We start from the raw sequence: 21,655 nt of genomic DNA on the forward strand, positions 1-21,655 counted from the left end.
GTCTGCGGTAGAATTTAACGTCGTGTGTCCGGGCGCTTTGGGCGAGGCGCACGACGAGAGTTTTGAGGACGCCCTGATCGAGGCTTCTGAATCGGCTCCGGCTTTATGCTGGGGTCTGGTTCAAAACCCGGAATAACTTCCCTGGGTATCTCATTTTTAGTTAGCTTTTCTATATCGCGTAGCAATTTATGCTCATCAACACAGACTAAAGAAGCCGCTTCACCTTCACTTCCTGCACGGCCTGTACGGCCAATACGGTGTACATAGTCTTCAGCAACCTGAGGCAGTTCAAAGTTAATAACGTGTGGCAATTCATCAATATCAATACCGCGTGCAGCGATATCTGTTGCAACCAATACTCGTAATTTACCGGCTTTAAACTGCGCTAAAGCCTTGGTTCTTGCACCCTGACTTTTGTTCCCGTGGATTGCCATAGCGGGGAGGCCATCATCAGTCAACTGTGTTGCCAGTCTGTTAGCACCATGCTTTGTACGCGTAAATACCAGCACTTGTCGCCAGTTACGGCTGCCAATTAAGTAACTGAGCAGCTCTCTTTTACGTTTTTTATCCACCGGATAAACACGTTGCTCAATGGTATCAGCTGCGGCATTTTGGCGTGCTACTTCAATCAGCTTGGGTTGCTGCATAAACTGCTGAGACAGTGCCTTAATTTCACTAGAAAAAGTCGCTGAAAACAGCAGTGTCTGGCGTTTTTCAGGAATGAGTTTCATGACCTTTTTAATGTCATGAATAAAGCCCATATCCAGCATGCGGTCAGCTTCGTCCAGAATCAGTACGTCAATTTTACTTAAATCAACGGTTCCCTGACGGCTGTGATCCAGCAAACGCCCGGGTGTCGCAACAAGAATGTCGACACCACGACGCAAGGCACTAATTTGTGGGTTAATACCAACTCCACCAAAAATCACCAGAGACTTAAGCCCGGTATATTTTGCGTAGGTATTCAAATTGTCTTCAACCTGTGCCGCCAGCTCTCTGGTTGGGGTAAGGATTAAGGCCTTAATAACAGGCTTTCCGTCGGTCTTTGTTTGCGACAGTTTGTGCAGCAAAGGTAGCGTAAAACCAGCTGTTTTACCGGTACCCGTTTGTGCGGCGGCTAATAAGTCGTGGCCGGCCATAACGGTCGGAATGGCTTGCTGTTGAATTGGTGTCGGGGTGGTGTAACCGCATTCAGTAACGGCTCGTAAAATATCGTCGCTCAATCCGAGTGACTGGAATGAGGATGGTGTTTGTTCTGTGGACATGAAGCTCCGGGAATTATGATAGTAGATACCGCGCTAATGTGCGGCTTTTCTACATTGTATCACAAAGGAGGCTAAACCTTTATTTAGAAAAGCACCCTGAAGCTGAAGTTTTTCTTGATCCGCTGAAAAAGCGGGCGCATCATTTCCGCAAAATGTCATTTCGCAGTAAGGCGTTTCATTGTCACTTATAAAATCAGGTAAGGCTCGTTCCTGTTGGCTTATTATTGCTGTTGTGGCAGGGTTTGGGCTGGTACTTCTGGGTATCAGTTATTTATTGGAACAACGGCTGGTCTGGTTTGATGAAAAAGGTGAGCTGCTGGAGCTTAGCAACAACGAAAAGCTGGAACCGCAGCTAGTGGCTGAGCTCACGCATCTGGGGTATTCCCTTGCTGGCAGCGTTTTTCATATTACTTCCGGGGACTGTTCTTGTAACTGGCGAGCGTCCGGGCATATGGCCAGTGTAAAAAGAAAGGTAGCGGAATCTGAAGGAGAAAACCGGATTATTGATATCGATCAATATCCAGCCTTAAAGCGCTTCGTTCCGGCAACGCCTGCGATTATCATGTTCAATAAATCATCAAAGCTGATTTACATTGGCCCATATTCCGATGGTGCTTTTTGTACTACTGAGAGTAGCTTTGTAGAAAAGCTGATACCTTCAGTTGCGAAGGAATCAGCGGCTCCTAAATGGGTTAATACCGTTGCAAAAGGGTGTTATTGCAAAGTTTAATGCGGCAGAACAGTGGAGCCACATAACGATGAAAGTAAAACAAACCTTTATTGAGTTCCTTGAAGTGATACCGGACGGTGCAATAGTTGTTAACTCTCAAGGGCTCATAGTTGGTGTTAACCAGGCTGCTGCGGCAATGTTTCGCTACTCCTCGTCATCTATGCTTGAACTGCATCTTAATGAACTGTTACCTGAAGGTATGCGTGAAAAGCATGACCAGCACTTAGAAAAGTTTTTTAAGTACCCGGGCAGGCGCTCTATGGGGAACGGTTTGATTTTCCCCGCAATTCGTCGGGATGGTTCAACTTTTTATGCCGATATTATGCTGAATCAATTGGATATCGAAGACCAGCTGTATGGCATAGCGATAGTGCGGGATTACACTTTGCAGAAAAAGTCGGAAGATAAAATTCGTCTCGAACTGGAGTTTGAAAAGCGTCAGGCTCTTACCGATCACTTAACCGGAATAATGAACCGACGCGCGTTTACCGCGCAATTACAAGATGAAATAAACCAACTGGAAACCCATGGTACGCCCTTTGCTGTGAGTTTTATCGATTTGGATGACTTTAAAGAAATAAACGATGAACATGGACATCACTTCGGCGACCTGGTTTTGCAAAAGATAGCCGATTTAATTCGTTTGCACAGTCGGCATACCGATTATGTTGCCCGTATTGGAGGTGACGAGTTCGCTACCATTCACCCTATGATTTCCGCTGAAGACGCCAGGCTCATGATGCACCGTTTACGTTGTCAGTTAGTGAGTGGAATAGGGCATGCCGAGTTACCGGTCACGCTGTCTATCGGCCTTTGTCAATGCGATAAGCCCTCAGAGCATTACACCATTGAAGGCATTATGGCTCGGGCAGACAAAGCCATGTATCAGGCAAAGAGCGAAGGTAAAAACGCGGTCGTGCTGACAAGTTAAGTGTAATGAAGCGTAATTAAGTTTGATTGTCGCTTAAGGTCTGCTCTAAAGTGGTTCAGGGCTTTTAAGGAGAGACCATGGCAATATTCACTTCCTACCTACGAATTATTCTGCTGATTTCAGGCGTACTTGCCGGAATACAATTGCCCGGTTTTGTTGATCAGTACGGTAAAAGCTTGCAGGCTCATATGATTGAGTCAGAGCGCAACCTGAACGAGTTTCGTGATGAAGCCGAAAAATTTTTCGATGGTAGTATTGAGGAACTAATTGCTCACTATCAGGCCAGTGACGACAGAGTGTTTCAGGAAGGCGGGCAAAGCATCAGTGCCATTTATCAACGTAATCAATTGTTGGAACAAGCCTATCGTAGCTTCAGTAAAAATGCCTGGAGTGCTTATCAACAGGCATTTTTTACCCCCGTTGAGGACATTCAGCGCGAGGTTCGCAGCAGCTTTTCTTATACTGTAAAACTCAACCCCGGCGCTATTTTGTTTGGTTTAGTTTCAGGCTTGTTGCTGGCGGTATTTGGCGAACTTATTGTGCGTCTGCTGGCGAGGCCCTTTCGACAATCGCAGCACAATTAAGCCCTGTGGGTAATGTGCCATAATTGAGTCCGGTATTTGCTGCTAAACGACTGGCACAAAAAGCATCGGCAACGTCGGTGCTGGCATGTTGAACTAATAAAGCGGCTTGTAACCCAACGGCCATGTTGTCCGTTATACTGCGTGCACGATACTGAAGCATATTTCTGTCCGTAAACTCACTTTTCAACCGCATAATAAACTGGTCGAGTCGTTTATCTGCACCTTGTGCCCGTTGCAGTTCGGCAAAGTAGACATCGAGAACTTCTGGTTGTTTTTCTATTGCTCTGTGAACATCCAGACATTGAATATTACCGCTGCCTTCCCATATGGCGTTGACCGGCGACTCTCGGAATAATCTCGGCATAATGTGGTTTTCCATAACACCGCTACCGCCAATCACTTCCATAGCTTCATAAGCATGATTCGGTGTGCGTTTACAAATCCAGTATTTGCCTATGGGTGTGGCAATTCGGGACAACAGCTTTTCATGCTCGTCGTCCTGGTTATCCATTGCCCGTGCTATGCGCATCATGTAAGTCATGGCGGCTTCGCTTTCAATGGCTAAGTCCGCCAGCAAATTTTGCATTAGCGGTTGTTCACTTAATTTAGTGCCAAAAGCTTCGCGGTGGCTGGCGTGGTGAATGGCCTGAACCACGGCTTGCCGCATGCCGGAAGAGGAGCCAATCATGCAGTCGTAGCGGGTAGTTGCCACCATTTCTATAATAGTACGAACGCCTTTACCTTCTCGACCTACCATCCAGCCCAGCGCACCCCTTAACTCAGTTTCGCTGGAGGCATTGGCCACGTTCCCCATTTTTTGTTTCAGCTGTTGAATCTGAATTGGGTTCTTTGAACCGTCTGGACGCCAACGTGGTACCAGAAAGCAGGATAACCCGCTGGCTGTCTGAGCAAGCACCAGAAAAGCATCGCACATTGGTGCTGACACAAACCATTTGTGACCAACCAGTTCGTAAGCCTGGCCTGAACCTTCTTTGTCTATTGGGTAAGCGCGAGTGCTGTTCAGACGCACATCCGAGCCACCTTGTTTTTCGGTCATTGCCATACCAATGGTCACGGCACTTTTTTCGGTATGGGGGATGTTCCTGGGGTCGTAATGCCTGGCGGTAATTTTTGGCCCCCACTCTTTGAACAAATCGGGTTGGTGTCTTAGTGCGGGGATAGAGGCAAAGGTCATGGTAATAGGGCAGCCATGAGACGCTTCGACCTGAGTATGCAGATAGTATTTTGCTGCCCGTGCAACATGAGCTCCTAGTTTTGGCTCGCTCCAGGGGCTTGCGTGTAAGCCGTGTTCGATAGCTGTCGACATAAGCTGGTGATAGCTCGGGTGAAAATCGATGAGATCGATACGATGTCCGTAACGGTCATGGGTTCTCAGTTCAGGCTGGTACTTGTTTGCCTGAAACCCCTGTTCGATGCTTTCAGCCTTGCCAGCCAGTTCGCCAAAGGCAATAAGATCGGAATAAGCCCAACTGGCACCTTCGCGCTCAACGGCTTTTCGTAGTGCTTTATCAGCCAGATAAAGATTATAGTTTTCCAGCGCCGGTGGCTGATTCTCAACCTGGTGGGTGCTGGCCATAAACTGATCGGCTCGGGGATATTTATGAGTCATGTTCTTACTCCTTATCTTAATTGAGTGAAGCAAGATTATTTATGATCGTCAATGCACGAATAGTTGTCTTTCGTCTATTTTTCTACGACAGTGAAGTGAGATACTTTGTTGTCGGCTTAAATAAGGACATGCAATGAGAGTTGTATTTTTAGGTGGAGCGGAAACGGTCACCGGTTCCAAATATTTAGTTGAAACAGAATCTACCCGAATTCTAGTAGACTGCGGCCTTTTTCAGGGTTACAAGTGGTTGCGGCGACGTAATTGGCAGCCTTTGCCAATGGGGATTAATCAGGTTGATGGCGTCGTATTAACCCATGCTCACCTTGATCATTCTGGGTTTGTTCCTGTTCTATTTAAAGAAGGCTTCCGGGGGCCTGTTTTCGCGCATCACGCAACATCTGGTTTGTGCGATATTCTGTGGGCCGATAGCGGAAGGATTCAGGAAGAAGATGCTAAATACCTCGGCAAACATAAGCTAAGCCGCCATGAAAAACCAGAACCTTTGTATGACGAAGCAATGGCTAAGTCAGCCATAGGGTTGCTTCAGGGCGTTGAGTTTCATCAGCAATTTGAAATTGGCGATATTAAACTGACTTTGCAGCCCGCCGGTCATATTCTGGGCGCTTCAAGCGTTATTATTGAAGCTGAAGGTAAACGCGTTGGTTTTTCCGGTGATATCGGGCGTCCGCAGGATATTATGATGTATCCACCTGAACCTCTACCGGATCTGGACTTGCTACTGCTTGAGTCAACTTATGGCAATCGGCTTCATGCTAAGACCGAAAACGCGGAAGAACAGTTGGCAGAAGTGGTCAATGAGACGGCTCAGTCCGGCGGTGTTTTATTAATTCCGAGTTTTTCAGTTGGCAGAGCACAACTGCTGCAATATCTGTTAGTTAGATTGATGGATGAGGGGCGGGTACCTAAACAACCTATTTATTTAGATTCTCCCATGGCTATTAATGTTTCAGGGCTTTACCAGCGCTTTCATAGCCTTCATAAACTGACGGACTCAGACTGCTCCCGAACCTTTGCAAGGGTTGAATACACGCGTTCTGTCGACGAATCAAAAGCTATTGCGTCTCAGTCGGGGCCTCATATTATTATTGCCGGCAGCGGTATGGCGACAGGCGGGCGAATTCTGCATCATTTTAAACGCTGGTTGAGTGATCATCGTGCGACGGTGTTATTCAGTGGACACCAGGCCGGAGGGACTCGTGGTGCTAAAATGCTGCAAGGTGTGGAATCGATAAAACTGCATGGCCAATGGTTACCGGTAAAAGCTCGAGTCCGTTCTTTAGAAGGACTGTCAGGACATGCTGACTACCAGGAAATTGCTGAGTGGCTAGAACAATCCAGTTTAAAACCAAACACTCCAATTCAATTGGTTCATGGTGAGTTAGATGCACTGGAAACCTTCCGTGACTATTTAATGCAGAACACCTCTTATAATGTCGATGTTGCTGATTACCAAGGGGTATATCACCTCTAACAGAGTCTGGTAAACTACTCTCACTTAGGGTTACCAGATTAATAAGGAAGTCGCATGAAGTTTTTGAAAGCTGTTTTATGTGGTAGTACGCTTTTATTTGTCAGTGTGTTTGCCCAGGCGCAGGACAGTGGCTACTACGGTGCTGCATCTTTAGCTCAGTTGAATGTTGATACCGAGCTTGAGGGCGCTCCGTCATTTACCCCTCATGCGATTAACCTGATGCTGGGTTATCGTTACAGCAACAGCCTGTCGGCAGAGGCACGCTATGGTTTCGGCGTACACAGCAGCAGTGATAACGGCACCAAGTTTGAAACCGATTACACGGCCAGTATTTTAGCTAAGCCTCGTTTGTATTTGTCACCCGATGTCGCTTTGTATCTTACCGGTGGTTTTTCGCGCGGAAAATTTACGGTAGGCGGTCAAAATACAACGCTTAACAGTCTCAGTTACGGCGGCGGGGTTCAGTATGATCATAACCCCAGAACAACTTACTTTATTGACTGGATAAAATTGATTGATAAAGACGAATACACAATTAATGCGTTAAATATAGGCGTAACCTATCGATTTTGATCAAACTATCTGTGGTAACAGGCTGTCATTATTGAGGCAGATTCGGTACATTACAAAAAAGTAACATCTAATTTGTTGACCTTGACTGAGCAGGCATTAATGCGTAACCCTTTTTTATTAAAGCAGTATATAAATACGTTAGAGTCTGCTGCAATATGTGCGCGCTTGTCGCCGGACGGTAATATTCGCTGGATGAGTGAGTCGCTGCATAAACTGTTAGGAGTTCACTATCTAAAACGCACAACCGCATTCTCTGAGTTTCTCCACATTGACAGTAGCAACGATGTGACTGGTGAGATAAACGAAGCCGCCGCTAATGGTGAAGTCTGGAATGGCCGACTTTGCCTGACAAGTACCAACCGCAGGCGCTGGTGTCGCTGTATTGCAATTCCCTTATATGAAACTGATGGCTTTTTAACTGAGCAAATATTGTTGTTCCAGGATATCTCACGAGAGATTCATCTTGATGAATTGCTACAGGAAGCGCGCTTTGATCAGGTAACCGCTCTTCCTACCCGAATTGACTTGCTCAAAGACCTTAAGCAGGTAGGGGCTCAATGTCTTGCCGTACTGGATATCCGTAAATTTCGAAGTTACGCCGATTTCTATGGTTTAGAATTTGGTGATGCATTACTGCGTGAATTTAGTGACTGGGCTTCGGCGTTTTTGAGAACTAAACACATCAATATTTACCGTTTGCATGGCGATAAATTTGCGTTAATTCCAGATTTCAGAATGATCCCCAGTTTATTTGAGAGACAATTGCTTAGCTTTTATAAGGCGTTGTCGTTACACAAACTCAAAGTAGAAAGTAGTGATGTCACTCTGGATGTCGCGATAGGCATGGGTGTTGGGCGTAAAAAGCAGTTACAGCTTGCGGAAAGCGCTTTGTCGAAAGCGAAAGCCATTTATTCCGGCTACAAAGTGGAAGTGGTTTATGAACGTGAGTTGCTGGACGAGAATAAAGTGAACTGGCTTCCTAAAATTCAGTCAGCGCTGGTTGATCACCGTTTTGTCAATTACTACCAGCCTATTCAAAGTACCAACAAAAATCAGCCCAGCTATTACGAGGCGCTAGTCCGGTTAAGAGATAACAATAAGGATTTAGTGCCGGGGCTGTTTTTAGATGAAGCAAAGACAACACGTTATTACTGCGAAATTACCCGCTCTGTTATTGAACAGGCGGTACTAACATCCGAGCAATACCAAGTCGCGATATCCGTGAATGTCTCCATTGAAGATATTTTGAATGAAGAGACAGTCAGTTTTATTCATTATGTGCTGTCAGAGCATAAAAAAGCGCAGCTTATTTTTGAAATTACGGAAACCGAATCGACCGAAGATTTTACCAAGGTTCAGGCTTTTGCCAGAGATGTCAGACGGTTAGGTGGACAAATTGCGATAGATGATTTCGGTGTCGGTTATTCAAACTTCTCGCGCCTGATAAGTCTTCGCCCGGACTATTTGAAGATTGATGGCAGCATAGTTCAAAACGTATTACATGACCCGACAAGTGCCAGTATTCTGAATGGCCTGATCAGTATCTGTAAGGAGTTACATATTCCTATCGTGGCTGAATTTGTTGAGAATAAAGAAGTGAACAGCTATTTGTGTGACCAACAAATTGAGTACTTGCAAGGCTATTACATTGGTAAGCCATCGCCGGAAGTCAGTCGCGTATTGAATTAATTTTTTAGCATGTTATCCCGGTCAAACCTATAGCTATTGGAAAGAGTCATTTTTATGAATGATTTCATCGAAACCTATGATAACGCTTTACCGCCCGAACTATGCCAACAGTGCATTACGGTTTTCGAAAAGTCGCCGCATACTTTCCAGGGGCGTACCGGAGGTGGTGTAGATGTGAGTAAAAAGTCGAGTACGGACCTGGCCTTGAACGCTCACCCGAAGTACCAGAAGCTGCTGCTGGAAATACAGCAGATCACAGCCCGACATGCGTTGGAGTATTTTAAAAAATATCATTTTGCCTTGATAGCGCCAGTCGCGCTAACGTTGCAGCATCCTAAAACTCAGCAGCCAGCCGCTTTAACACATGATACTTTTGATGAGATAGCGAAAGGCAAAGAAATGGCAATTATGCAAAAGCTGTTTCGTGTCGGTGCAATACAAATGCAGCGTTATCGCAAAGGTGAAGGAAATTATAATTACTGGCACTGTGAAGCTTTTCCTCAGAAAGGTTCGACTGAACCACTGCATCGGGCTTTGTTGTTTATGTATTACTTAAACGATGTAGACGAAGGTGGCGAAACGGACTTTTATTATCAGGAACGGTCGCTAAAACCCAGAGCGGGTCAAATGGTTATAGCGCCAGCTTACTTTACTCACACGCATAGAGGCAGAATACCTGTATCAAATGATAAGTATATTTTAACCAGCTGGATCCTTCATAGTCGCGCAGAGCAATTATTTGGTGAGTAATGAGAGAGAAATTCCCCCAGTCAGAAAGACTGGGGGAGACGATGTTACTTCACGTCGCTTTCTTTTAGAATGGTCACTTCACCTAAATTCAGTGAACGTACTTTATCTTCAATTTCAGCCAGGTCACCAACGATAACCCAGGTCATAGCGTCAGGTTTAAGAACCTTGTCTGCATTATCCTGAATGTCGTCAAGCGTAATGGCGTTTATGCGTTGACCATAGTTTTCGAGGTACTCAACATCTTTGCCTTTATTAAAGGTGCTGACTAAACCGCTAAGCAAGCTGCCTTTGGTTTCGTAGGCGCCAGGTAATTTAGCCGTTTTATTGGCTTTTACTTTTGCCAGTTCGTCTTCGGTTGCAGGCTTGTCACCTTCGTACTGAGTAAACTCTTTAATAATTTCCTCAATCGACTCTTTGGTTTTATCCGTTTGAACCGGAGCAAGAGCAACGAGTAAACCAGGGCCTTCATTATCTAACCAGATAGAGCGTGCACCATATGACCAGCCTTTGTCTTCACGTAAGTTCATGTTCAGACGACTGGTGAAACTGCCACCAAGAATGGTGTTCATTACGTCAACAGTATCAGCATTATCGACTTGGCCAGAAGGGGCTAACTGACCCGCTATTATCACTGACTGAGGGTTTCCTGGCTTATCAATCAGGAACACGCGACTGGTTCCAGAAGCCATTGAAGCATCAAGTGTCTTTTCTGGCTTATCAGAAGCTGGTGCCTGCCAGCTGGCAAACTGCTCTTCCAATAAAGACTGAGCTTGTTCAACGTTGGTATCACCCACAATCACGAGTTTTGCGTTGTCCGGGCGTAACCAGGTTTGAGCATGCTGAATTAAGTCCTCACGAGTTAATGACTTAATGGATTCAGGTGTACCTGAGCCTGTTAATGGCTGGCTGTAGGCGTGTCCTTCGCCAAACATTAAGCCCGGCAATACGCGTAAAGCCTGAGTTTGAGGGCGAGCTTCTTCCTTGCGAATGCCTTCTATCCAATTTGAACGTTTGCGTTCAATTTCTTCTTCAGAAAAAGCCGGATTCTGCAGCACATCATTCATCAGTGCTAAGCTCTCGGCAAAGTTAACGCTGAGTGTGTCCATGTTAATGCGTGAGCTATCCAGACTAGCGGATGCGTTCAAGTTGGTTCCTAAAGACTCTAAACGCTCATTTAACTCTAGTGCGCTAAGGTTTTCAGTACCTTCTTTTAGCATCGACATGGTGTAACTGGCTGTACCCAGCTTACCGCCAACATCCGAGGCATAGCCGCTGTCGAACACCAGGCTCATTTCTACTGTTGGTGTGTCGCTGCGCTGAGCCAGGTAAACTTCTAAACCATTAGATAAGGTGAATGTTTTAACTTCAGGTAATTCCAGCTGAGGTAAGTCGCCGACATGAGGCAACTGTGAACGGTCAGCGTCGGTTTCCTGAGCTGCATAGTCAGGCTGTGGTACAACATTAAGAACGAAGTCGCCATCGCTCAGCCATTTTTCAGCGGCATTTTGCAGGTTGTTAACGGACGCTTCTTTAGTCCACTTCATTTCTTTTTCGTAAAAACCAGGGTCGTTATGGTAAACCGCTCCCGAAGCCAGAAGGTCTGACTTACCACCAAAACCTCCGACTTTTTCAGCGCGACGAACAAAGTCAGCTGTGGTGCTGAATTTGGTGCGTTGCAGTTCTGCAGCCGTTGGACCTTCCGTAATTAAGCGCTCAAGCTCTTCGTCGATAATTGTTTCAATTTGCTCAAGCTCAACACCGGGTTTGGCATCAGCTGTAATAAAAAATTGACCGGAGAGTTTACGACCATACTGGAAAGCACCGACAGAGCTGGCGATTTGCTCGTTGTATACTAAACGCTCGTATAGACGCGAGTTTTTACCGTTAGCCAGAATATCAGCCAACAAGTTCAGGTACTCAGAGTCTGCCGTTCCCATCTGTGCGGTATTCCATACCTTATAAACTCGCGGAGCCGGAACGCGGTCTTCCATAGTAGAGCGTTTTTGCTCGTCACGTTTAGCAACCCAGGCTTCCTGTTTTTGCAATGGTTTGCCAGGGCCTATATCAGCAAAGTACTTGGTCACTTTTTCTTTCGCGGTTTCAACATCAATATCACCGGCTAAAACCAAAACTGCGTTAGCTGCACCATAGTAATCTTCAAACCACTGGTGAACGTCGTCAAGAGACGCCGCGTTCAAGTCTTCCATAGAGCCAATAACCGACCATGAGTACGGATGTCCTTCGGGGAAGGTCTGTTCGGCGATATAACTCCAGGCCTTACCATACGGCTGAGCTTCACCCTGGCGCTTTTCGTTTTGCACAACGCCGCGCTGCTCGTCGAGTTTGTCCTGAGTTATGGCTCCTAACAGGTGACCCATACGATCAGACTCCATCCACAAGGCCATATCCAATGCCGGTGTCGGAACATTTTCAAAATAGTTGGTACGGTCATTGTTGGTGGTGCCGTTCATTTCTGTTGCACCAGCGCGTTCAAAAGGACCGAAGTACTCGTCATCGTAGTTTTCGGTACCGTTAAACATTAAGTGCTCAAATAAGTGGGCAAAACCCGTTTGGCCCATTTTTTCGTCTTTAGAGCCAACGGCGTACCAAACATTAACCGCAACGATAGGCGCTTTGCGATCTTCATGAACAACAACCGTTAAACCGTTATCCAATGTAAATGTCTCGTAGTTGACCTTTACTTCGGGGAATTGTGACTGGCTGACAGCCTGTCCGTTATCAGCCGATTGAGTTGTCTGACAACCGCCTAGTAACACCGTGGCTACGGCAACGGCAGTTAAAGTTTTCATCATTTTCATAGTGGTTCCTGGATTATTTTTTATTCAGCGAACTTACTATAAGAGAGGGGGCACTGATATGCATGCTTATGTTCAGGCTAAATTGTAACGAAATTAAACATATGAGGGATTATCGGCCAAAGTTATGACAATAAAGGTGTCAGTCAAGTCTTTTAATTACGCAGACAATCAAGGATAATTGCGCGCGGTTTGCAGCAAATAGAAACGGAAGCTTGTGAGTAAAATAACAGTTATAGCGATAGCTGGCGCCTCAGCGTCAGGAAAAAGCCTGTTTGCCTCCACGGTGTATCAGGAGTTAGTGGCTGAATTAGGAACTGACGGCATTGCTATTCTGGCCGAAGACGCTTACTACCGTGACCAGAGTCATATGACCATGGAGCAGCGGGTGTTAACTAACTATGATCAGCCTGCTGCTTTCGAACACGATTTGCTGATGCAACATTTGCGGCAGTTAAAAGCCGGTGAAGCGGTCGATATGCCACAGTACAGCCATACTACGCATACCCGCCTGGAAAAATCTATACGGGTTGCTCCGGCAAAAGTCGTAATGGTTGAGGGTATTTTGCTGTTAACCGACGAAAAGTTACGTGAACAGTTTGATATCTCGGTATTTATGGACACGCCATTGGATATTTGTCTGCTGCGCCGTATCAAGCGCGATATTGAAGAGCGTGGACGTACGTTGCAGTCGGTTACTGAACAATATGAGCAGTATGTTCGTCCCGCATTCTTTGACTTTATATTCCCGTCTAAGCAGTTTGCTGATCTTGTTGTCACTCGCGGTGGTCAAAACGAAATCGCCATTGATATTATAAAAACAAAAATACGTCAGTTGCTGGCGGAATAAAATTGGTTCTTCTATGAATAGTATTCTCGGCATTGCCGTCATCTTTATCGTTGCCTATTTAGTTTCAACGGATCGCAAAGCCATTCGTTGGCGAACGGTTCTCGGAGCCTTCGGCATTCAAGTAGGGTTAGCGTGTATTGTACTCTACACCACTGTAGGAAAAGAGTTACTACTGAGTTTTGCGGCCGGGATTTCCGAGGTCATTGGGTACACTCAGGCAGGCATCAACTTTTTATTTGGTGGATTGGCATCAGAAGAGTTTGGTCTTGTTTTTGCCATTCAAGTTTTGTCGGTCATTGTTTTCTTCTCCTCTCTTATTTCCGTTTTGTACTACTTAGGCATTATGAAATGGATTATTCGCATTTTAGGCGGAGGGCTGCAAAAGCTGCTGGGTACCAGTCGCCCGGAATCCATGTCGGCGGCCGCCAATATTTTTGTCGGACAAACCGAAGCACCCATGATGGTCAGGCCGTTTATCGGTACTATGACTCGTTCTGAACTGTTTGCGGTTATGGTGGGCGGGATGGCCTCAGTATCTGGCTCTGTGCTTGCTGGTTTAGCTGAAGTTGGAATCGAGCTCAAGTATCTTATTGCGGCGAGCTTTATGGCTGCGCCTGGCGGATTCTTAATGGCTAAAATGATGATTCCCGAATCAGAGAAGCCGCGTAACGATCTCAACGAAATTGAAGTGGAAGATAATTCCGCAAATGTCATTGACGCAGCAGCTCAAGGGGCATCCAGTGGCCTGCAGTTAGCAATGAATGTTGGTGCTATGTTGTTAGCCTTCGTTGCGCTTATTGCACTGGTTAACGGCATTTTTGGCTGGGTTGGCGGTTGGTTTGGGTATTCTGAACTGACCTTACAGCAAATTTTTGGTTATGTATTTCAGCCTGTTGCCTACGTATTAGGGGTCAGCTGGGATGAAGCGAATCTGGCCGGAAGCTTTATTGGTCAGAAACTGGTTATTAACGAATTCGTAGCGTTTCTCGATTTTGTCAATTACAAAGATCAGTTAAGTGAAAACTCGCAGGTTATCATTACCTTTGTGCTTTGCGGGTTTGCGAACTTTTCGTCTATTGCTATTTTGCTGGGCGGGTTAGGCGGTATGGCGCCCAGCCGACGCCATGACATTGCTCGTTTAGGTATGCGGGCTTTATTAGCAGCGACTTTGGCAAACATGATGAGTGCTGCAATTGCCGGTTTCTTTGTTTCTCTGACCTAATCAGTAAACGTCAATACGCCCTAATATCGGGATCGCGTTTAACCGCGGTCCCGTATAACACCTTCCTGAATTGTTGAGGCAACCAATACGCCGTCACGTGTGAATATTTGCCCACGAACTAAACCGCGCTGACCACTGGCAGAAGGGCTATCTATTGCGTAGAGCAGCCAGTCATCCATACGGAAATCGCGATGGAACCACATGGCATGATCAACGGTTGCAACCTGCATATGGGGTTGAGCAAAGCTAACGCCATGAGGCTGCAGTGCTGTCGGTAAAAAGTTAAAGTCTGACGCATAAGCCAGCAAGTATTTGTGCACACGCTGATCGTCCGGCATGTCGCCGTTAGCTCTGAACCAGACATAACGGCGAGGCTCGTCTTTTTCAGGTTTAAATGGGTTATATGGGGTAACAAAGCGCATTTCTATGGGCTTGTCGCAAATGAACTTTTTGCGTAATGGTGCCGGTATTAACTCTTCGTGTTCACGATAAATATCCAAGTCTGAAACTAAGCCTTCTGGACCGGGCACTTCAGGCATGGTGTCCTGATGCTCAAAGCCTTGTTCCTGTTGCTGGAAAGACGCAGTCATGTAGAAAATGGGTTTACCATACTGTATGGCTTTGACTCTGCGTGCTGAAAAACTTTTACCGTCGCGTATGGTTTCAACGTCATAAACAATGGGTTTTTTGGCGTCACCCGGACGTAAAAAGTAACTGTGAAACGAATGGCACACTCGCTCCTGAGGTAAAGTTTCTTTAGCCGCCGACAGCGCCTGTCCAATAACCTGACCACCAAAAACAGCGCCAAAGCCTAAATCCTGACTTTGTCCACGGTAAAGACCGTCCTCAATGCTTTCCAGGGTTAGCAGGTTGAGTAAATCATCGAGTACCTGACTCATCCATTATATCCTTATTTTATTCGCTAAGACTGATGTCTGATTGATCTTAAACACTTTTTACAGACTATGTAATATAAACACAATTTATAATAAAAATAGTTGCTTAACTGACTACTTAACCAGCAGTTAATTGGCACAAACTTTTGATTTATGTTTTCATCAATATACACATTTGATGGCTGAAACGGTTCTGTTTGTCTATATTTAAGAAACCGTTTAGTTCACAACGACGCTTTGGAAGCGAATGGGAGAGAATCTATGTCAGGCAAAGACAGTCTGAAAACCTTAAGTTCGTTAGATGTTAAAGGAAAAACCTTTCATTATTATAGCCTGCCTAAAGCAGAAGAAGCCTTAGGAGACATTTCTAAACTTCCTGCTTCAATGAAGGTTTTACTCGAAAACCTATTGCGTAATGAAGATGGCGAAACCGTCACGAAAGACGATTTGCAAGCCATGGTCGACTGGTCGAAGAAGAAAAAAATTGACCGTGAAATTCAGTACCGCCCTGCGCGGGTTCTGATGCAGGACTTCACCGGTGTTCCGGGTATTGTCGATTTGGCGGCAATGCGTGATGCCGTGGCGAAAGCCGGGCATGACCCTGAAGTCATTAACCCGTTGTCGCCTGTCGACCTGGTCATTGACCACTCGGTAATGGTAGACAAATACGCAACCGAGGGTGCATTTAAGGAAAACGTCCGCTTTGAGATGGAGCGTAACAAAGAGCGTTACGAGTTCCTGAAATGGGGGCAGGGTGCCTTTGAAAACTTCCGCGTAGTGCCGCCGGGTACCGGTATTTGTCACCAAGTGAATCTGGAGTATTTAGGTAAGAGTGTCTGGACGAAGGAAGAAGACGGCAAAACCTTTGCTTATCCTGACACTTTGGTTGGCACTGACTCGCACACCACCATGATCAACGGTATTGGCGTATTAGGTTGGGGTGTTGGCGGTATTGAAGCCGAAGCTGCAATGCTGGGTCAACCGGTTTCTATGTTGATACCAGAGGTTGTCGGCTTCCGTATGACCGGCGCGCTGAAAGAAGGAGTAACCGCGACAGACTTGGTATTAACCGTTACTCAAATGCTGCGTGAAAAAGGCGTAGTAGGTAAATTTGTTGAGTTTTATGGTCCGGGTCTGGACAACTTACCATTAGCTGACCGCGCAACCATTTCAAATATGTCGCCGGAATATGGCGCAACCTGTGGTTTCTTCCCGGTAGATGATGAAACCCTGCGTTATTTCCGCTTGTCAGGTCGTGATGAAGAAACTATTGAGTTAGTTGAGAAATACTCTAAAGCTCAGGGTTTGTGGCGCGACAATGACAACGAACCTGAGTACACCGATACGCTGGAATTAGACTTAAGCACCGTAACAGCCTCGCTTGCCGGTCCGAAACGCCCGCAGGATCGAGTAAACATGGAGCAGCTTGGCAGTAATTTCGATCTGATACTGGAAACTAACGGTAAATCGGGCGAAAAAGATAAAGAAGTAAAAGTTAAAGGTAAGGACTATTCCTTATCGCACGGTGATGTTGTCATCGCTGCTATAACTTCTTGTACCAATACGTCAAACCCAAGCGTCATGATGGCAGCCGGTTTACTGGCTAAAAAAGCAGTGGAAAAAGGCCTGGTTCGTAAGCCATGGGTGAAATCGTCACTGGCTCCGGGTTCTAAAGTCGTTACTGATTATTTCGCAAAAGCCGGTTTAGACGAGTACCTTGATAAACTTGGCTTTAACTTAGTGGGCTACGGTTGTACTACCTGTATTGGTAACTCCGGTCCACTGGATGATGAAATAACGGAAGCCATTAATGAAGGTGACCTGACGGTATCTTCTGTGTTGTCAGGAAACCGTAACTTTGAAGGCCGTGTTCACCCTGAAGTTAAAGCGAACTGGCTGGCGTCACCACCGCTAGTGGTTGCCTACGCGCTATCAGGTACAACACGTACCGATTTGAGTAAAGATCCTTTAGGTAAAGACTCTGACGGTAATGATGTATTCCTGAAAGACATCTGGCCTAGCAGTTCAGAAATTGCTGAAGCTGTGAAAATGGTTGATAACGAGATGTTCGGCAAAGAATACGGAGAAGTCTTTGAAGGTGATGAAGAATGGCAGTCAATTAGTGTTGCCAAAGGCAATACCTATAACTGGCAGGACGACTCTACTTACGTTAAGAACCCGCCGTTCTTTGAAGGTATTGATAAGCCACTGCAGGCACCGAGCGACATTAAAGACGCTAACGTGTTGGCGGTATTTGCGGACTCAATTACGACGGATCACATTTCACCGGCAGGTTCTATTAAGCCAGATTCGCCAGCAGGTAAGTATCTGCAGGAAAATGGCGTCGAAATTAAAGACTTTAACTCTTATGGTTCGCGTCGTGGTAACCACGAAGTCATGATGCGCGGTACTTTTGCCAATATTCGTATTAAAAACCAGATGCTGGATGATGTTGAAGGTGGTTACACCAAGTACATTCCAACTGGCGAGCAAATGGCCATTTACGATGCCGCCATGAAGTATATGGAAAATGACACGCCGTTGGTTGTATTGGCCGGTAAGGAGTATGGTACCGGTTCAAGCCGTGACTGGGCTGCCAAAGGTACAACGCTTTTAGGTGTTAAAGCCGTACTGGCTGAAAGTTACGAGCGTATTCATCGTTCTAACCTGGTGGGTATGGGCGTTCTGCCGCTGCAATTTGTTGAAGGTGAAGGTGTTAAAGAACACAAGCTGACTGGCGAAGAGCAGATATCGATTTTAGGCCTTGATGATAACCTCAAGCCTGGACAAATGCTGAAAGTTGTTGCTAAACGCAAAGACGGAAGCGAAATCGAGTTTGAGGTTAAGTGCCGTATCGATACTGGTAATGAAATGAGCTACTACAAAAGTGGTGGTATCTTACATTACGTATTGCGCGGAATGCTTAAATAAGAGTCGCTATAGTGAACTGAAACCCGGCCACCGTGCCGGGTTTTTTTATATCATTAAGCCGCGACCGCCGTCGACTTTAATGGACTCGCCCGTAATAAACGGGTTGTCGCGTAAAAAGCGAACGGTTTCTATCATTGGCTCTAAACCCCCTTCAACCCGCAATGGTGTCTCATCCAGAACCTGCATACGATGTTCTTTATCGTGCTCTGGTAAAAATAGAATAGGGCCTGGCTGAATGGCGTTGACTCTTACTGATGGCGCTAAGCTTTTAGCAAAGGCCTGGGTCATGTTGGCGAGCCCGGCTTTCGCTGCGCAATAAGCAATATAGTCTGTAGACGGGCGGTCAGCGTAGATGTCCGTAATATTAATAATCAGTCCATTCCCGGAATGGCTTAATTGCCGTTGCAAGCCGCTTATAAGCAGATAGGGTGCCATTCCATGTACCTGGAATACCGCAGCTAACGCGTTGTTGTCGTTATCAACAGTTTCGTTGTCGAAAAAACAGGAAGCGTTGTTAACCAATAGATCGACAGAGTCCGTAGCGCTGCTAATAGTACGAACCATGGCCTGAATACTGTCTATGTTGGTGAAATCTGCTTGTACGCCCTGAGCGCCTAGTGCTTCCAACTCGTCAATACCGTCACGCGAGCTGTTGTAGTGAGCAAATAACTGATACCCCTCAGTCAGCAATGCTTTGGCCAGTTCAAAACCAAACCGTCGTCCGGCGCCTGTAATAACTGCTGTTTTCTTCATGAGGTAAGTCCTAAATCTGGTAATAGTGAGGTTAAATATTCCGGTACCTGAGGTTTCTCTTCAAGCCGACCCAGGATATCAATATCTATGGTGCGATCTTTAAAGCTTCTTTGCGGATCTGAACGGTCGCGCCCCATAGCCTCTTCAATAGCATTAAATTTTTGCTTGAGTTCATTCGCAGACATAGGCGTACGAATAATAAATAAGGCGTTCAGAAAGTCGTTATTCGTTTCCATATCTACTGGTGAAGTCGGTATATTTCGTGAAAAGCGTATATCGTCCGATAAAGCTTTAAGGGCCACTTGTGCCTGAGGAAAATGAGTTTCAGGCTTTATGTTTGAACCAAGACTGCATAAATACTTTTGCATTGAATGACTGACCACTAAACGTAAATAATATGTTGAACTGATTACGGGCAATAACAGTAAATAGATGACTATTTTAAACAGTTGAAATTAAAAAATTCTGCTGCTAGCCTGAGATTTCAACTAATGCTAATGAGCAGAAGTTTTAATGACGACGCAAGAAAACGGCTTTAACTATTGCTATATTTTGTTTGCTTTATGTTTGTTGGTAATGTTGCCAACAGCCGCGCATGCGAGCTCGTTAAAACTGAGCGGGCCGGACTCCGTTGTAAAAGAAGGCTACTTTACCGTTTCTGTCAGTGCTCCTAATTTTGACGAGCTTAACAGAGTTACTATCGAAGTTGCCAGCAATTCAGAGTTTGCCAAAAGCACTCGTCAGTTTCCCACGTTAGGTGACTTCCAGGATATTTCACTGACCGGTTTTAGCAACGGAACTTATTATCTGCGCGCTCGAGCCGAAGGTCCTGATAACGAAGTTCATACCAGCAATACTATTGAGATAACGGTACAACATTATCCGCTCTGGCAATCTCTGACTTTATTCTTCGTCGGCCTGGTTATTTTCATTACTCTGGTAGCAACCTTATTATTGCTTCATAGGCAGTGGATCCACTCCAGACAAGAGCGCCATGACTGAGTTCGCACTGGATACGAGTACCGGCATCACGATTATCGTCCTGTTCGGGGTGTTCTGGGTAGCCTTTGGGTATTGGCTGGGGCGGAAGAACCGCAGCCACGAGGACTTTGCTCTGGCTGGGCGGAATGTTGGTTTTGCGTTTGCCGCAGCAACAGCTATGGCAACCTGGGTGACCAGCAACACCACGCTGGTTGCTCCGCAGTTAACCTATCAATTCGGCATTTGGGGCATGATAGGGTATTCCTTTGCTGCTCTGGGCTTAGTGCTGTTTGCACCTATGGCTAAACGCATTAAGGAACTGCTTCCAAACGGTTATACATCGGGCGACTTTGTGCGTTTGCGTTATGGTAATCTGGCCTGGCTTGTCTTTATCATCATTTCTGTGGTTTATGCTTTTGGCTGGTTAATTAGTCTGGGTATGGCCGGTGGTATTTTGCTTGAATCACTCAGTGGGCTCGATTATCACATTGGCATGACCACCATACTGGTAATTTGTGTCGGCTATACACTTTTTGGCGGAATGCGGGCGGTTATTGCTACCGACTTTATTCAGGCTTTAATCATCATTGTTGGTGTCAGTTTTATCGCTTACTGGATAATTGACAATGTTGGCCTGGAGAGCATTCACAGCAACCTGACAAGCGAACATCCGCAGCTGTTGGATATGTTGTTTCCGGCCGCTGTCATGTTTTTGTTTAACAACATCTTCTTCGGCCTTGGGGAAATTTTTCACTCCAATGTCTGGTGGTCACGGGCTTTGTCTTTTAAAAAGAATGTGGCCTACAAGGCGTATTTAACCGGTGGCTTATTATGGTTGCCCATTCCTATTGTTACCGGGTTCATTGCGTTAGCAGCACCTCAGCTGGGAATTTTCCCGCCAAGCCCCGATATGATTGGTCCTACCGTTGCCGCGGCTGTACTCGGTAAAGCCGGAGCCATTATTGTTTTTATTGTTATTTTTTCCGCGTTGGCGTCCAGCCTGGACTCGTTACTGGCAGCGACCTCAGATTTAGTCACACAGGATATTTTCCATAAAAAACTGAAACCTAAAGCCAGCGACAAAACATTAATGCGCTTTAATCGCAGTTGTATCCTAGGCTTAGGAATCGTTACCTGGTTATTGTGCCTGCCGCGCGTTGCAACCTTAGGTGCTTTATTGAATTTTGCCGGAGCTTTTGTTGCCAGCACCATCTGGCCAATAGTACTGGGGCTGTATCATCGTCGGCTGACAGGAACATACGCGGCGTGCGCTATGGCGTTCGGTACGGCGTTTGGTATGCTGAGTTATTTTATTGTCGGCTTCTATGTCGCCGCTTTGGTGTCATGTGCGGTTTCCGGTCTAATATGTCTAATAGGCATTTTACGCAGTCGCGAAGAGTTTGACTGGGACGGGCTAAATGAGAAGGAGCAGCCAAATGCTGATCAGTGAACTGGCTTTTGAGTGGTTAATTTCTCTGGCGCTAATAATGACTTGCTTAGCTCCGGTTTTGTTACTGGGGCTTTTTATTAAAGATTTTATTTCTAAAACCATATGGTAATTG

General features: G+C 45.9%; 19 protein-coding genes. 13 read left to right on the forward strand and 6 right to left on the reverse strand.

Going from position 1 to position 21,655, the window contains the following annotated elements:
- Positions 1 to 14: 14 nt before the first annotated feature.
- Positions 15 to 1,265 carry a DEAD/DEAH box helicase gene (locus ACN0RF_RS01595; protein WP_417437822.1) on the reverse strand — a complete coding sequence of 417 codons (1,251 nt, stop codon included), beginning with the start codon at positions 1,263 to 1,265 and terminating at the stop codon, positions 15 to 17.
- 178 nt (positions 1,266 to 1,443) lie between these two features.
- On the opposite strand from ACN0RF_RS01595, the gene ACN0RF_RS01600 reads away from it, so the two are divergent.
- From ACN0RF_RS01600 to ACN0RF_RS01610, 3 genes are all read left to right on the forward strand, one after another.
- The gene (locus ACN0RF_RS01600) at positions 1,444 to 1,995 is read left to right on the forward strand and encodes a DUF6436 domain-containing protein (protein WP_417437823.1); all 552 of its coding nucleotides are present in this window, start codon (positions 1,444 to 1,446) and stop codon (positions 1,993 to 1,995) included.
- Positions 1,996 to 2,023: 28 nt separating this feature from the next.
- Complete coding sequence (locus ACN0RF_RS01605; RefSeq protein ID WP_417437824.1) at positions 2,024 to 2,926, forward strand: diguanylate cyclase; 903 nt, start codon at positions 2,024 to 2,026, stop codon at positions 2,924 to 2,926.
- Between the two features lie 77 nt (positions 2,927 to 3,003).
- The gene (locus tag ACN0RF_RS01610) at positions 3,004 to 3,510 is read left to right on the forward strand and encodes a DUF2937 family protein (protein WP_417437825.1); all 507 of its coding nucleotides are present in this window, start codon (positions 3,004 to 3,006) and stop codon (positions 3,508 to 3,510) included.
- On the opposite strand, the gene ACN0RF_RS01615 is transcribed toward ACN0RF_RS01610, so the two are convergent.
- On the reverse strand, positions 3,461 to 5,140 hold the full coding sequence (locus ACN0RF_RS01615) for an isovaleryl-CoA dehydrogenase (protein ID WP_417437826.1): 1,680 nt from the start codon (positions 5,138 to 5,140) through the stop codon (positions 3,461 to 3,463). The genes ACN0RF_RS01610 and ACN0RF_RS01615 overlap by 50 nt on opposite strands.
- Positions 5,141 to 5,273: 133 nt before the next feature.
- Here ACN0RF_RS01615 and ACN0RF_RS01620 point away from each other — a divergent pair, with 133 nt between their 5' ends.
- The 4 genes from ACN0RF_RS01620 to ACN0RF_RS01635 all read left to right on the forward strand — a co-directional run bounded on the left by ACN0RF_RS01620 (position 5,274) and on the right by ACN0RF_RS01635 (position 9,644).
- On the forward strand, positions 5,274 to 6,632 hold the full coding sequence (locus ACN0RF_RS01620; protein WP_417437827.1) for an MBL fold metallo-hydrolase RNA specificity domain-containing protein: 1,359 nt from the start codon (positions 5,274 to 5,276) through the stop codon (positions 6,630 to 6,632).
- Between the two features lie 54 nt (positions 6,633 to 6,686).
- Positions 6,687 to 7,205, forward strand: a complete 519-nt coding sequence (locus ACN0RF_RS01625) for a porin family protein (RefSeq protein ID WP_417437828.1) — start codon at positions 6,687 to 6,689, stop codon at positions 7,203 to 7,205.
- 99 nt (positions 7,206 to 7,304) lie between these two features.
- Entirely contained in the window at positions 7,305 to 8,894 is a 1,590-nt protein-coding gene (locus ACN0RF_RS01630; RefSeq protein ID WP_417437829.1) for an EAL domain-containing protein, read from the forward strand.
- 54 nt (positions 8,895 to 8,948) lie between these two features.
- Positions 8,949 to 9,644, forward strand: coding sequence for a 2OG-Fe(II) oxygenase (locus ACN0RF_RS01635; protein WP_417437830.1), 696 nt, complete (start codon positions 8,949 to 8,951; stop codon positions 9,642 to 9,644).
- A 44-nt stretch (positions 9,645 to 9,688) separates the two neighbouring features.
- Here the strand turns inward: ACN0RF_RS01635 and ACN0RF_RS01640 are convergent, their stop codons facing one another.
- Positions 9,689 to 12,463, reverse strand: a complete 2,775-nt coding sequence (locus ACN0RF_RS01640; RefSeq protein ID WP_417437831.1) for a M16 family metallopeptidase — start codon at positions 12,461 to 12,463, stop codon at positions 9,689 to 9,691.
- 214 nt (positions 12,464 to 12,677) lie between these two features.
- On the opposite strand from ACN0RF_RS01640, the gene udk reads away from it, so the two are divergent.
- Both udk and ACN0RF_RS01650 read left to right on the forward strand, forming a co-directional pair.
- On the forward strand, positions 12,678 to 13,310 hold the full coding sequence (udk, locus tag ACN0RF_RS01645; RefSeq protein WP_011234778.1) for a uridine kinase: 633 nt from the start codon (positions 12,678 to 12,680) through the stop codon (positions 13,308 to 13,310).
- A 13-nt stretch (positions 13,311 to 13,323) separates the two neighbouring features.
- Positions 13,324 to 14,532, forward strand: coding sequence for a NupC/NupG family nucleoside CNT transporter (locus ACN0RF_RS01650; protein ID WP_417437832.1), 1,209 nt, complete (start codon positions 13,324 to 13,326; stop codon positions 14,530 to 14,532).
- Between the two features lie 38 nt (positions 14,533 to 14,570).
- Here the strand turns inward: ACN0RF_RS01650 and tesB are convergent, their stop codons facing one another.
- A complete protein-coding gene (gene tesB, locus ACN0RF_RS01655; RefSeq protein WP_417437833.1) occupies positions 14,571 to 15,431 on the reverse strand; it encodes an acyl-CoA thioesterase II in 861 nt (286 codons plus the stop codon).
- A 258-nt stretch (positions 15,432 to 15,689) separates the two neighbouring features.
- Between tesB and acnA the strand changes: the two genes are divergently transcribed.
- The gene (gene acnA / locus ACN0RF_RS01660) at positions 15,690 to 18,359 is read left to right on the forward strand and encodes an aconitate hydratase AcnA (RefSeq protein WP_417437834.1); all 2,670 of its coding nucleotides are present in this window, start codon (positions 15,690 to 15,692) and stop codon (positions 18,357 to 18,359) included.
- A 45-nt stretch (positions 18,360 to 18,404) separates the two neighbouring features.
- Here the strand turns inward: acnA and ACN0RF_RS01665 are convergent, their stop codons facing one another.
- Both ACN0RF_RS01665 and folK read right to left on the reverse strand, forming a co-directional pair.
- Positions 18,405 to 19,112, reverse strand: a complete 708-nt coding sequence (locus tag ACN0RF_RS01665; RefSeq protein WP_417437835.1) for an SDR family NAD(P)-dependent oxidoreductase — start codon at positions 19,110 to 19,112, stop codon at positions 18,405 to 18,407.
- On the reverse strand, positions 19,109 to 19,480 hold the full coding sequence (folK, locus tag ACN0RF_RS01670; protein ID WP_417437836.1) for a 2-amino-4-hydroxy-6-hydroxymethyldihydropteridine diphosphokinase: 372 nt from the start codon (positions 19,478 to 19,480) through the stop codon (positions 19,109 to 19,111). Before folK ends, ACN0RF_RS01665 begins: the two co-directional genes overlap by 4 nt.
- Positions 19,481 to 19,625: 145 nt before the next feature.
- On the opposite strand from folK, the gene ACN0RF_RS01675 reads away from it, so the two are divergent.
- Genes ACN0RF_RS01675 through ACN0RF_RS01685 form a run of 3 tightly spaced genes read left to right on the forward strand, consistent with a single transcriptional unit; the run spans position 19,626 to position 21,652 of the window.
- Positions 19,626 to 20,114 (forward strand): hypothetical protein, encoded by a 489-nt coding sequence (locus ACN0RF_RS01675; RefSeq protein ID WP_417437837.1) that lies wholly within the window; start codon positions 19,626 to 19,628, stop codon positions 20,112 to 20,114.
- Entirely contained in the window at positions 20,107 to 21,543 is a 1,437-nt protein-coding gene (locus ACN0RF_RS01680; protein ID WP_417437838.1) for a sodium:solute symporter family protein, read from the forward strand. Before ACN0RF_RS01675 ends, ACN0RF_RS01680 begins: the two co-directional genes overlap by 8 nt.
- Complete coding sequence (locus ACN0RF_RS01685; protein WP_255801631.1) at positions 21,530 to 21,652, forward strand: hypothetical protein; 123 nt, start codon at positions 21,530 to 21,532, stop codon at positions 21,650 to 21,652. Before ACN0RF_RS01680 ends, ACN0RF_RS01685 begins: the two co-directional genes overlap by 14 nt.
- Positions 21,653 to 21,655: the final 3 nt, after the last annotated feature.

Source organism: Idiomarina sp. (assembly GCF_048260185.1).
In the GTDB taxonomy this organism is placed as follows: Bacteria; Pseudomonadota; Gammaproteobacteria; order Enterobacterales; family Alteromonadaceae; genus Idiomarina.

Coding starts and splice junctions, on each gene's coding strand:
- ACN0RF_RS01595 (WP_417437822.1), bottom strand. CDS start 1,265: ATGTCCACAGAACAAACACCATCCTCATTCCAGTCACTCGGATTGAGC.
- ACN0RF_RS01605 (WP_417437824.1), top strand. CDS start 2,024: ATGAAAGTAAAACAAACCTTTATTGAGTTCCTTGAAGTGATACCGGAC.
- ACN0RF_RS01610 (WP_417437825.1), top strand. CDS start 3,004: ATGGCAATATTCACTTCCTACCTACGAATTATTCTGCTGATTTCAGGC.
- ACN0RF_RS01615 (WP_417437826.1), bottom strand. CDS start 5,140: ATGACTCATAAATATCCCCGAGCCGATCAGTTTATGGCCAGCACCCAC.
- ACN0RF_RS01620 (WP_417437827.1), top strand. CDS start 5,274: ATGAGAGTTGTATTTTTAGGTGGAGCGGAAACGGTCACCGGTTCCAAA.
- ACN0RF_RS01625 (WP_417437828.1), top strand. CDS start 6,687: ATGAAGTTTTTGAAAGCTGTTTTATGTGGTAGTACGCTTTTATTTGTC.
- ACN0RF_RS01630 (WP_417437829.1), top strand. CDS start 7,305: ATGCGTAACCCTTTTTTATTAAAGCAGTATATAAATACGTTAGAGTCT.
- ACN0RF_RS01635 (WP_417437830.1), top strand. CDS start 8,949: ATGAATGATTTCATCGAAACCTATGATAACGCTTTACCGCCCGAACTA.
- ACN0RF_RS01640 (WP_417437831.1), bottom strand. CDS start 12,463: ATGAAAATGATGAAAACTTTAACTGCCGTTGCCGTAGCCACGGTGTTA.
- ACN0RF_RS01650 (WP_417437832.1), top strand. CDS start 13,324: ATGAATAGTATTCTCGGCATTGCCGTCATCTTTATCGTTGCCTATTTA.
- tesB (WP_417437833.1), bottom strand. CDS start 15,431: ATGAGTCAGGTACTCGATGATTTACTCAACCTGCTAACCCTGGAAAGC.
- acnA (WP_417437834.1), top strand. CDS start 15,690: ATGTCAGGCAAAGACAGTCTGAAAACCTTAAGTTCGTTAGATGTTAAA.
- ACN0RF_RS01665 (WP_417437835.1), bottom strand. CDS start 19,112: ATGAAGAAAACAGCAGTTATTACAGGCGCCGGACGACGGTTTGGTTTT.
- folK (WP_417437836.1), bottom strand. CDS start 19,480: ATGCAAAAGTATTTATGCAGTCTTGGTTCAAACATAAAGCCTGAAACT.
- ACN0RF_RS01675 (WP_417437837.1), top strand. CDS start 19,626: ATGACGACGCAAGAAAACGGCTTTAACTATTGCTATATTTTGTTTGCT.
- ACN0RF_RS01680 (WP_417437838.1), top strand. CDS start 20,107: ATGACTGAGTTCGCACTGGATACGAGTACCGGCATCACGATTATCGTC.
- ACN0RF_RS01685 (WP_255801631.1), top strand. CDS start 21,530: ATGCTGATCAGTGAACTGGCTTTTGAGTGGTTAATTTCTCTGGCGCTA.